The following is a 10,876-nucleotide window of genomic DNA, read 5'->3' on the forward strand; positions in this document are numbered from 1 at the left end:
GAACCCGCATGACCGACTACGACTACATCGTGCTGGGCGCCGGATCGGCGGGCTGCGCGGTCGCCGGGCGGCTGTCCGAGGACCCCGGCGTCCGGGTCGCGCTCGTCGAAGCCGGCCCGCCCGCGGCCGGGCGGCTGTTCGAGATCCCGGCGCTGTTCTCCCGGCAGATGAAAACGGCCTACGACTGGGATTTCGAGACCGAACCGGAGCCGGGGCTCGGCGGCCGTCGCGCGTATCTGCCGAGGGGCCGGGCGATCGGCGGCACCAGTTCGATGAACACCATGCTGTACGTGCGCGGCCACCGCCACGATTACGACACCTGGGAGCAACTGGGCAACAAGGGCTGGGGCTACGCCGACGTGTTGCCGTACTTCAAGAAGTCGGAGGACAACCAGCGCGGCGCCGACGAGTTCCACGGGATCGGCGGCCCGCTGACGGTGAGCGACCCGGTGTTCGTGCACCCCTTGCTGGCCGCGTGGGTCGAAGCGGCGCAGAACGCCGGGCACGCGTTCAACCCGGACTTCAACGGCGCGGAGCAGGACGGGGTCGGCTACTACCAGGTGACCCAGCGCGACGGACTGCGCTGTAGCAGCGCGGTCGCGTTCCTTGCCGAACGGCCGAATCTGACGGTCCTCACGTCGACGCTCGCCCTGCGGCTGCGGTTCGACGGCACGCGGGCGTCCGGAGTGGACGTCGACCACCTCGGCACGGTTCGAACGCTGCGGGCTTCGCGGGAGATCGTGGTGTCGCTCGGCGCCTACAACTCGCCGCATCTGCTGCTGCAGTCCGGCGTCGGCCCCGCGGGCGAACTCCGCGCCGCGGGCGTGGAACCGCTGCACGACCTGCCCGATGTCGGACGGAACCTGCAGGACCACGCCGGGTGTTTCCTCAGCTTCTCCAGCCGGGCCGAACCGGTGCCCGGCCCGGACACCTCGGCGGAGGAGCGGCGGCTGCGCGAGCACGGCGACGGCCCGATGGCCTGGACCGAGGTCGGCGGGTTCCTGCGGTCCGGCGACGGCCTGCCCGCGCCGGACCTCCAGGTGCACGCGGCGCTCGGGATCGTGCGCGACCAGGGGCTCACCGCGTCGGCCGAACCGGGGATGTCGTTCGGGCCCTACGTCGCGCGGCCCGCGAGCCGCGGCTCGGTCCGGCTGCGGCACAACCACCCGTACGCCAAGCCCCGTATCGTGCACAACTACCTCGACGACGCCGACGACCGGCAGCGCCTGCGCGAGGGGGTCCGGATGTGCATGCGGATCGCCCGGGAAACCCGGCTGACCGGGATGCTGGACGCGGACCTCGCCGGGGCCGCGGCGGCCGGCCTGGCCCCGGCTTCCGATCGCGACCACGACATCGACGAGTTCATCCGCACGCAGTCGTTCTCGTTCTACCACCCGTCCGGCACCTGCGTGCTGGGCAAGGTCGTCGACGAAAAACTGCGCGTGCGCGGACTGGACAATGTCCGCGTTGCTGACACCTCCGTGATGCCGACGCTCGTCACAGGCAACACCAACGCCCCGGCGATCATGATCGGCGAACGCGCCGCGGACTTCCTCCGCGGCGACGCCTGAGAAGGAGAACCTGTGTACATCCCGCCGGAGGCTCCCGCGGAGTCCATCGTTACGCCGGAGGACGAACTCGAAACCGATGTGCTGATCATCGGTTCCGGGATGGGCGGTTCGGCGCTCGCGTGGGCGCTGCGCTCGTCGGGGCTGCGCGTGCTCGTCGTGGAACGCGGCGGCTTCCTCCCGCGCGAGCCGGAGAATTCGCAGCCGGCGGAGATGTATCTCAAGGGCCGGTACAAGAACGCCGGCGAGTGGGTGGACGGCCGGACCGGACGGCCGTTCGCGCCCGGCGTCTACTACTGGGTCGGCGGCAACACGAGGTTCTACGGGGCGATGCTGCCGCGGTTCCGGCGCAGCGACTTCGGCGAGGTCGAGCACCACGACGGGGTCTCGCGGGCGTGGCCGTTCCCGTACGAGGAGCTGGAGCCGTACTACGGCCTCGCCGAGCGGCTGCTCGAAGTGCACGGCCAGCTCGGCGAGGACCCGACCGAACCGCCGCATTCGACGCCGTACCCGCATCCGCCGCTCGCGCACGAGCCGGTGATCGAGCGGTTCGCGGCGTCGTTGCGGCGGTCCGGGCTGCACCCGTTCCACACGCCGAACGCGCTGAACGTCGCGACCGACGCCGACCGGGCCGCGGTCACCGCCGCCGACGGGTGCCCCGACGAGACGGGACGCAAGTCCGACGCGGAGAACCGGCTGCTGCTGCCCGCATTGCGCGAGGGCGTGCGGCTGCTGCCCGAAGCCGAGGCGACCCGGTTGGTCGTCTCGCCCGACGGCAGCCGGGTCGCCGCCGCCGAGGTCCAGCACCGGGGGCGGACGCTGCGGATCAACGCCGGCCGGTTCGCCCTGGCCGGGGGAGCGGCGAACTCCGCGGCGCTCCTGCTGCGGTCGGCCTCGGCGCGCCATCCGGACGGGCTGGGCAACTCGTCCGGGCTCGTCGGGCGGAACTACATGGTGCACAACAGCACCTTCTTCGTCGGGGTGAACCCGTTCCGCACGAACCCCACGAAGTGGCAGAAAACGCTGGGAATCAACGACTTCTACGAGGCGCGGCCGTATCCGCTCGGCAACGTGCAGATGCTCGGCAAGCTCCAGGCCCCGATGCTGAAACCCGCCCGCCGGTGGGCCCCGATGCCCGCGCTCGCGTTCATGGCCGCGCGCAGCCTCGACCTGTACCTGACCACCGAGGACCTGCCCTCGCCGGACAACCGGGTCCGGGTCGAAGGCGGCCGGACGGTCGTCGACTGGACGCCGAACAACGTCGCGCCGCACCGAGAACTCGTCGCCCGGATGCGGCGGCTGGTGCGCAAAGCGGGGTATCCGTTGCTGTTCACCCAGCGCATGGGGATCGAGACCAACTCCCACATGTGCGGCACCGCGGTCGCCGGCCCCGACCCGGCGACCAGCGTCCTGGACGCCTCGTGCCGCAGCCACGACGTGGAGAACCTGTGGCTCGCCGATTCGTCGTTCTTCCCGTCCTCGGCAGCGGTCAACCCGGCACTGACGATCGCGGCGAACGCGCTCCGGATCGCGAAGTCGGTCGCCGGGACGCCCGAGGGCTTGCCCGGTCTCCTCTAGCGCGGCGGTGCGGGGAACCGCTCACGCCCGTCAGGCGCTGATCATCGTCACCACGCCGGACGTCACGATCAGCCCCACGATCGCCCGGTCGAACACCAGGCGCGGGACCCGGCCGATGAGGCGGCCGCCGAGGATGTTGCCCGCCAGGGCGGCCAGGACCAGGACCGGCAGGCGGGTGCCCAGGTCCGTGGTGTCGAACTGGCCCGCGGTGACCAGGAGGAGCAGGGACAGGCAGTTGGTCACCACGAAGTAGCCCGCCAGGTCGCCGACGAAGGTTCTCGGGGGGACTTTCGCCGAGGCCAGCAGGACGGCTGGGGGCGCGCCGTTCAGCGAAGTCGTCGTGGAGAGGTAGCCGCCCAGCAGGCCGGCGATCGTTTGCTTCGCGGGGGTCGCCGGGTGGGCGTCGCGGGTTGGGCGCAGGAGCAGGCGCAGGCCGGAGAGCACGACCACGGTGCCGGCCAGGATGCGGAGGGCGTGCGGCTCCAGCAGGTGCAGGGTGAGTGCGCCCGCGGCGGCGCCGGGGAGGCTTGCGGCGCCTAGGACGGCTACGCGGCGCCAGGCGATGTGGTCGCGTTCGCGGTGGAGCACGGCGAGCCGGGTGATCATGGTGGTGATCAGGTTGATCACGACCACCTGCGGCAGCGGGAGTCCGATGAGCAGCAGCAAGGGCGTGCCGACCAACGACGCGCCGAATCCGGTCAGGCCGCCGATGAAGCCGGCGAAGGCGACGGCTAGTGCGCCGAGGATCATGAGGCCGCCTGGTGGGGGAGCGAGCAGTCGGGGGAACGGGTCATGTGACCACCGCTTGGCCCACCAGGGCAAGGGAAAGCACCGCGAGGAGTCCCAGCACGATCCGGCGGGCGTCGCCGCGGGCGTGGCGGTACAGCCAGCTTCCGGCGGCGACTCCGGCCAGAGCCAGGGGGAGGAAGAGCGCGGTCTGCAGGAGGACGTCGCTGGTGAGGAGGCCGCCGGTGCCCGCGGTGGCGACCGTCATGGTGTCCGCGGCCAGGAAGAAGACGACCAGGCTCGCGCGGTTGACCGTCATCGGCAGCGGGGACGCCAGGTACATCAGGACGACTGGCGGGCCGCCCATGCCGCAGGCGCCGTTCAGGACTCCGAAGGCGGTGCCCATGCTCGCGCACGCGCCGCGGCCGGGCAGGCGGCGGGTTCGGCGGCTCAGAGCCAGCGCCAGTGCGGAGAGTCCGACGACCAGGCCGACGGTCAGTCTCGTCGCGCGTTCGGGCAGCGCGGCGAGGAACCAGATGCCGACGGGGAGCCCGAGGAGCGCGCCGGCCAGGAGCCAGCGGACGGACGGGCGGTGGGCGTCGGACCAGGCCTTCGGCAGCAGGGTCACGCTGGACGCTATTTCGAGCAGGAGCGTGCTCGGGACGACGGCCGGGGGCGGCAGGACCAGGCAGAGGCAGCTGACCCACACCAGGGACGCGCCGAAGCCGGAATAGCCGCGGATCAGGCCTCCGGCGAACAGGGCGGCGACGGCGAACGCCATCGCGGCCGGGGACAGCTGCCAGAAGGTCATGGACGGCCCGGGGGAGCGAGGACCCTGGACGGGTGCGGCATCAGACCTCCACGGCGCGGGCGGATCGCTCCACTGTGCGGGACGTCTGGTCGTGACGGTAGGTCCAGAATCGCGGCATCGGGGGGTGCCAGCCGGGAAAGCCGGGCGGCCCCGTCGAGGGACCGCCCGGCTTTCCCGCACAGACTGAGCAGCTCAGGTCGAGGCGACTCCGGCCTCGCCCCGCGATGAGTCCGTCTCGGTCGCCGCCGCGGGAGCGGCCGGACGGCGCTTCCGGAACTGGTAAGCGATCAGGATCAGCGCCAGCGTCACCGCGCTCAACCAGAACTGCGAGCGGGTCGTCGGCAGGAACGCCATGGCCAGGATGACCGCCGCCATCAAGGCGATGGTGGCGTAGCTCAGCCACGGGAACAGCCACATCTTCAGGCTCAGCGCGCCCGGATCGGTGTTCTGCAGCCGCTTCCGCAGCCGGACCTGGGCCAGCGCGATGGCGAGGTACACGAACAGCGCGACCGCGCCGTAGGAGTTCACCAGGAACTGGAAGATCAGGTTCGGCGAGGTGTACGCGGCGATCACCGACACGTACCCGATGACAGTCCCGGCGATGATGGCCCGGCGGGGGACGCCGCTGCGGGACAGTTTGGTGAACATCTTCGGGGCGTCGCCGTTGCGCGTCAGGGCGAACAGCATCCGCGAGGACGTGTACAGCGCCGAGTTCAGGCAGGACAGCACGGCCGTCAGCACGATGGCGTTCATGATCGTCGCGACGGCGGGGATGCCCAGCACGTCCAGGACCGCCGCGTACGGGCTGACGGCGGTGTCGGGGGCGTTCCAGGCCTTGACCGCGACCACCACGAAGACCGAGCCGACGTAGAACAGGACCACGCGGAACACGATGGAGCGCATGGCCTTGGCGATCGCGCGGCGCGGTTCGGCGGACTCGGCCGCGGCGATGGTGACGATCTCGGCGCCGGTGTAGAAGCCGACGCAGGGGACGACCGCGGCCAGCACCGCGCCGATGCCCATAGGAGCGAAACCGCCGTGGGAGACCAGGTTCCCGACGCCTCCGTGCGAGCCGGGCCAGACGCCGAACAGGTACAGGGCGCCGACCACCAGGAACACGAGGATCGCGATGACCTTGATCGAGGAGAACCAGTACTCGAACTCGCCGTAGGACCGCGCGGAGACCAGGTTGGTGGCGGTGAGCAGCAGGAGCAGGCCGAGGCTCAGCACCCACAGCGGCACGTTCGGCAGCCAGAGCTGCAGGATCCGGCCGCCGGCGACCGCTTCCACGGCCACCACGATCACGAAGAAGTACCAGTACATCCAGCCGACGGTGAAGCCGGCCCGGTTGCCCATCGCCTCCCTGGCGTAGACGTAGAACGAGCCGAGCGCGGGCCGCGCGACGGTCATTTCGGCCAGCATCCGCATGATGAGCACGGTGATCAGCCCGGCGATCAGGAACGAGACCACCGCCGCGGGCCCGGCCGACTGGATGACCACGCCGCTTCCGACGAACAGGCCGGCGCCGATCACGCCGCCGAGTGCGATCAGATTCATGTGGCGTTGCTTGAGGCCCGGTTTGAGACCGCTCTCGGCGGCTGTTTCCGGTGCAGAACCCACGTCTCCTCCTTCCGGCGGCGCCGGGGGACCTCGATGTCCCCGCGCCGGCCGCCGCCGCGATGTCGCTGAGAGCTGCTGTGTGGTTCCCGTCACCGTAGAAAGGAACAGGTCCCTTTGCGAGAGCCAGATACCACCGATGCTCTGGGACCAGAACGAGCCGGCCCCGGACAGCACGACGGGCGCCGGGTGCCCCGTGTCCTACGAGGTACCCAGCGCCCGCCGGCGCTATCCGTCAGGGCTGGATCGCCTTCTCCACGTCGGTGAGCATGCCGTCGACGCCGTGCAGGAGCTCGTCCAGCACGTCCGTGTCGGCCACCAGCGGCGGCGAGATCATGAGCATGGTCGCGCCCCGGTCGTCGCCGCGGAGGATGACCCCGGTGCGGCGGAACGACTCCGGCAGGACCTCGCGCAGGACCTGCAGCGACTCCTGGTCGGTCAGCTCGCGGCCGCCGTCGCGGTCGGCCATCAGCTCGATCGCGTAGAAGAACCCGGTGCCGCGGACGTCCTTGACGCAGCGGTGCGCGTCCTTAAGCGACTCCAGCGCGGCGTGCAGCTTCGGACCCTCGGAGAGGACGTGCTCGGGCACCTTCTCGTCGCGCATCGCGCTGATGTTGGCGACCGCGATGGCCGTCGACACCGGGTGGCCGCCCCACGTCGCGCCGTGGGTGAACACGCCGCCCTTGGGGGAGTCGTACAGCTCGGTGACCAGCTGCTCGCGCACGATCACGCCGCCGAGCGGGGCGTAGCCCGAGGTGGAGCCCTTGGCGAAGGTGATCAGGTCCGGTACGACGCCGGTGAGGCCGTGGCCGAAGAAGTGGCCGAGGCGGCCGAACGAGCAGATGACCTCGTCCGAAACGAGCAGGATGCCGTACTTGTCGCACAGCGCCCGCAGCGCCGGCCAGTAGCCCTCCGGCGGGACCAGCGCGCCCCGGCCGTTCTGGACCGGCTCGGCGAAGACCGCGGCGACCGTCTCCGGGCCTTCCTCGAGGATGACCGCCTCGATCGCTCGGACGCAGTCCAGCTGGTCGGCCGGGCCGCAGTCGCCGGTGAAGCCGAGGGTGTTCGGGACGTGCCGGATGCCCGGCAGCAGCGGGCCGAACGGCTCCTTGATCTTCGGCAGGCCGGTGACCGACAGCGCGCCCATGGTCGTTCCGTGGTAGGCCATTTCGCGGCTGATGATCTTCGTCCGCTCCGGGGCGCCCTGGCTGCGGTGGTACTGCCGGACGAACTTCAGCGCGGTCTCGACCGCCTCCGAACCGGAGTTGACGAAGAACGTGGTGCCGAGGTCGCCGGGGGCGAGGTCGGCGATGATCCGGGCGGCCTCGATCGACGGCGGGTGCGCCGAGCCCCAGTTGCTGGCGTAGGCGAGGGTGGCGACCTGGTCGGCCGCGGCCTTGGCGATGTCCGCGCGGCCGTGGCCCATGTTGACGCAGAACAGCCCGGCGAGACCGTCGAGGTGGCGGCGGCCCTCGGTGTCGATCAGATAGCTGCCCTCGCCGCGGACGAACACCGGGAATTCGCTTTGCCAGGTGTCCTTGCGCGTGAAGTGCGGCCCGAGGTGTCGGCGGGCAGTGGCCCGCAGCTCCGTGACGTTCACCTGGCGACCTCCTGTGTGTGCGAGAACGGGAATGTGTCGACGATCGCAATCTTTCTGGTCCACGCCCAGAGCCAGAAAGAGGCGGATCACTGGGGCCAGATCGGGGCCCGGACGCGAAAAACCGGCCGGGCGCGGGGCCCGGCCGGTTCGTCGGCTCGCTAGCGGGGGATTACACGTAGTCCTGGTACTTCTCCAGGAACCGCACCGGCTTCGACAGCGCGTCGCGGCGGAACGGGTCGCCCAGCTCGCGGGTGCACATGATCTCGATGACCGTGGTGCGGCCTTCGTTCATCTGCGCGTCCACGGCCTTCTTCAGCGCCGGGCCGACGTCCTCGAGCTTGTCCACGACGATGCCGTCCGCGCCCATCGCCTGCGCGATCCCGGCGAAGCTCTCGCTTTCCAGTTCTCCGGCGACGAACCGGCGGTCGTAGAAGTCGACCTGGTTCTTCTTCTCCGCGCCCCACTGGCGGTTGTGGAACACGACGGCGGTGACCGGGATGTCGTGCCGCACCGCGGTCATGATCTCGCCCATGCTCATGCCCCACGCGCCGTCGCCGGCGTACGCGATCGCCGGCCGGTCCATCGCGGCGGCCTTGGCCCCGATGATGGTCGGCAGCGCGTAACCGCAGTTGCCGAAGGACATCGGTGCGAAGAACGACCGCGGCTCCTCGAAGCGCAGGTAGCTGTGCGCCACGGAGTTGATGTTGCCGATGTCGGTGGAGACCATCACCCGCGGCGGCATGGCCTTCTCCAGCTCGCGCAGGACCTGGCGCGGGTGCAGCCAGTTGCCCTCCTCCTGCTCCTGCTCGGCGATCATGTCGAGGGAGTAGGGATCCTTCTCGTGGGTCCACGCGGAGAGTTCTTCCTCCCACGCGTCCTTCTCGGCCTTGGTGCGGTCGGCGCGCTCGCCGCGGGTGGCGTCGCAGGCGAGGGTGCGGTCGGCGAGGCGTTCGGTCAGCGCCGCGGCGGCGGCCTTCGCGTCGCCGCAGATGCCTACGGTGATCTTCTTGACCAGGCCGAGCATCTTGTGGTCCGCGTCGATCTGGATGATCTTCGCGTTCTTCGGCCAGTAGTCCATGCCGTGCTGCGGCAGGGTGCCGAACGGCCCGAGCCGGGTGCCGAGCGCGATCACCACGTCCGCCTGCGAGATGAGCTTCATCGCGGCCTTGGAGCCCTGGTAGCCGAGCGGGCCGCACCACTGCGGGTGGCTGGCCGGGAAGCTGTCGTTGTGCTGGTAGCTGTTGACGACCGGCGCGCCGAGCCGCTCGGCGAGCGCCTTGGCCTCCTCGACGCCGTCGGACATGACGACCCCGCCGCCGGAGATGATCACCGGGAACTCGGCGGTGGCCAGCAGTTCGGCCGCCTGGGCGAGGCTCTTCTCGCCGCCGGGGCCGCGGTCGAGCCGCTGCGGCTCGGGGATCTCGGTCTCGATCTCGCCGTAGAAGAAGTCGCGCGGGATGTTCAGCTGCGTCGGGCCGAGTTCCGCGTGCGCCCGGTCGAAGGCCCGCGCGGTGTACTCGGCCATCCGCTTCGGGTTGTTGACGTGCGCCTGGTACTTGGTGAACTCCTGGAACATCGGCAGCTGGTTGGCCTCCTGGAAGCCGCCGAGCCCGGTGCCCATGGTGCCCGCCTCGGGCGTGATCATCACGACCGGGCTGTGCGCCCAGAACGCCGCCGCGATCGCGGTGACGCAGTTGCTGATGCCGGGGCCGTTCTGCCCGATGACGACGCCGTGGCGCCCGCTGACCCGGGCGTAGCCGTCGGCCATGTGCGCGGCGCCCTGCTCGTGCACGACCGGGACGAGCCGGATGCCTGCCGGCGCGAAGATGTCCATCGCGTCCATGAACGCCGAGCCCATGATGCCGAAGATGTCGGTGACGCCGTTGGCCACCATCGTCTCGACGAAGGCCTCCGACGGGGTCATCTTCGCCGTTCCGCTGACGACGGTGCGGCCGTCGCCCGTCTTCCTCTCCGCCATGGTTGAACTCCTTCGACGCTGAAAGTCTTTGTTTTCGGTACGTGAGGTTCGTAAAAGCTGAACTCGATGGACCATAGGACGCCACGCGCGGGAGGTCAACCGGCAGTTGCTGGAAAACGAGACAGGATGTGCTACTTTTCGGAACGTGAGTGAGTTGCGGAAGACCAGCGCCGTGGAACTCGTGCGCGAGCCGGACGGCGCGGGCCTCGACGGAGACACCCCGACCATGCGGCTGTTCTCGCTGCTCGAGCTGATCGCGGCGAAGGACCAGCTGGTGACGCTGCAGAGCCTGGTCGAGGAGACCGGCCTGCCGAAGCCGACGCTGCACCGGATGCTGCAGCAGCTGGAAGGCGCGGGCCTGCTCGTGCGACAGGCCGACGGGCGGCATTACGGCACCGGCGACCGGCTGCGCCGCCTCGCGGAGAACCTGCTGCTCAACGCGACGCACCACGGCGCGCGGCGCGCGGTGCTCAACCACCTGGTCGACGAGCTGGGGGAGAGCTGCAACATCACCGCGCTGTCCGGCAGCGAGATCGTCTACCTCGACCGCGTCGAGACGCCCGAGCCGCTGCGGTTCTACCTGCGGCCGGGTTCGCGCGTGCCGATCCACTGCTCGGCCAGCGGCAAGATCATTCTCTCCCAGATGAGCCCGGCGCAGCGGCGCAAGCTGCTCGCGCACGCTCCGCTCAAGCAGTACACCGCCAAGACCGTCACCGATCTCGACGCGCTGGAGGAGGAGTTCGCCCGCATCCGGCGCGACGGATTCGCCCTCGACGACGAGGAATTCCTGCCCGGGCTCGTGTGCGTGGCGGTGCTGGTGCCGAGCCGCAGCGGGCGGTCCAACCTGGCGGTGGCGGTGCAGGCCCCGGTCATGCGGCTCACCGCCGACAAGGCTTTGCAGGCGCTTCCCGCGTTGCAGCGGGCCGCCGAAGCGATCAAGGAGGTCGAGGCCGAGGGTTCGGCCGACGACGCCGACAGCATCCCGTCCTGACGGAGGT

At 70.4% G+C, this 10,876-nt stretch carries 8 protein-coding genes; 3 read left to right on the plus strand and 5 right to left on the minus strand.

The genetic code is table 11. From position 1 onward, the window contains the following. Positions 1-8 precede the first annotated feature (8 nt). Both WA670_RS22285 and WA670_RS22290 read left to right on the plus strand, forming a co-directional pair. Complete coding sequence (locus tag WA670_RS22285) at positions 9-1,571, plus strand: GMC family oxidoreductase (protein ID WP_336158750.1); 1,563 nt, start codon at positions 9-11, stop codon at positions 1,569-1,571. 12 nt (positions 1,572-1,583) lie between these two features. Next, a complete protein-coding gene (locus tag WA670_RS22290) occupies positions 1,584-3,146 on the plus strand; it encodes a GMC family oxidoreductase (RefSeq protein WP_336158751.1) in 1,563 nt (520 codons plus the stop codon). A gap of 30 nt (positions 3,147-3,176) precedes the next feature. Here the strand turns inward: WA670_RS22290 and WA670_RS22295 are convergent, their stop codons facing one another. From WA670_RS22295 to xsc, 5 genes are all read right to left on the minus strand, one after another. Beyond that, complete coding sequence (locus tag WA670_RS22295; protein WP_037814390.1) at positions 3,177-3,896, minus strand: sulfite exporter TauE/SafE family protein; 720 nt, start codon at positions 3,894-3,896, stop codon at positions 3,177-3,179. Positions 3,897-3,936: 40 nt separating this feature from the next. Then, on the minus strand, positions 3,937-4,683 hold the full coding sequence (locus WA670_RS22300; protein WP_043838116.1) for a sulfite exporter TauE/SafE family protein: 747 nt from the start codon (positions 4,681-4,683) through the stop codon (positions 3,937-3,939). A gap of 192 nt (positions 4,684-4,875) precedes the next feature. Then, positions 4,876-6,240 (minus strand): amino acid permease, encoded by a 1,365-nt coding sequence (locus tag WA670_RS22305; protein ID WP_051729058.1) that lies wholly within the window; start codon positions 6,238-6,240, stop codon positions 4,876-4,878. Positions 6,241-6,535: 295 nt separating this feature from the next. Continuing rightward, positions 6,536-7,900 carry an aspartate aminotransferase family protein gene (locus WA670_RS22310; RefSeq protein WP_336158752.1) on the minus strand — a complete coding sequence of 455 codons (1,365 nt, stop codon included), beginning with the start codon at positions 7,898-7,900 and terminating at the stop codon, positions 6,536-6,538. 169 nt (positions 7,901-8,069) lie between these two features. Beyond that, the gene (gene xsc, locus WA670_RS22315; protein ID WP_037814386.1) at positions 8,070-9,878 is read right to left on the minus strand and encodes a sulfoacetaldehyde acetyltransferase; all 1,809 of its coding nucleotides are present in this window, start codon (positions 9,876-9,878) and stop codon (positions 8,070-8,072) included. A 145-nt stretch (positions 9,879-10,023) separates the two neighbouring features. Here xsc and WA670_RS22320 point away from each other — a divergent pair, with 145 nt between their 5' ends. Continuing rightward, positions 10,024-10,869 (plus strand): IclR family transcriptional regulator, encoded by an 846-nt coding sequence (locus WA670_RS22320; protein ID WP_037814385.1) that lies wholly within the window; start codon positions 10,024-10,026, stop codon positions 10,867-10,869. Positions 10,870-10,876: the final 7 nt, after the last annotated feature.

The sequence above is a fragment of the Amycolatopsis sp. VC5-11 genome (genome assembly GCF_037034185.1).
Lineage (GTDB): Bacteria > Actinomycetota > Actinomycetes > Mycobacteriales > Pseudonocardiaceae > Amycolatopsis > Amycolatopsis nivea.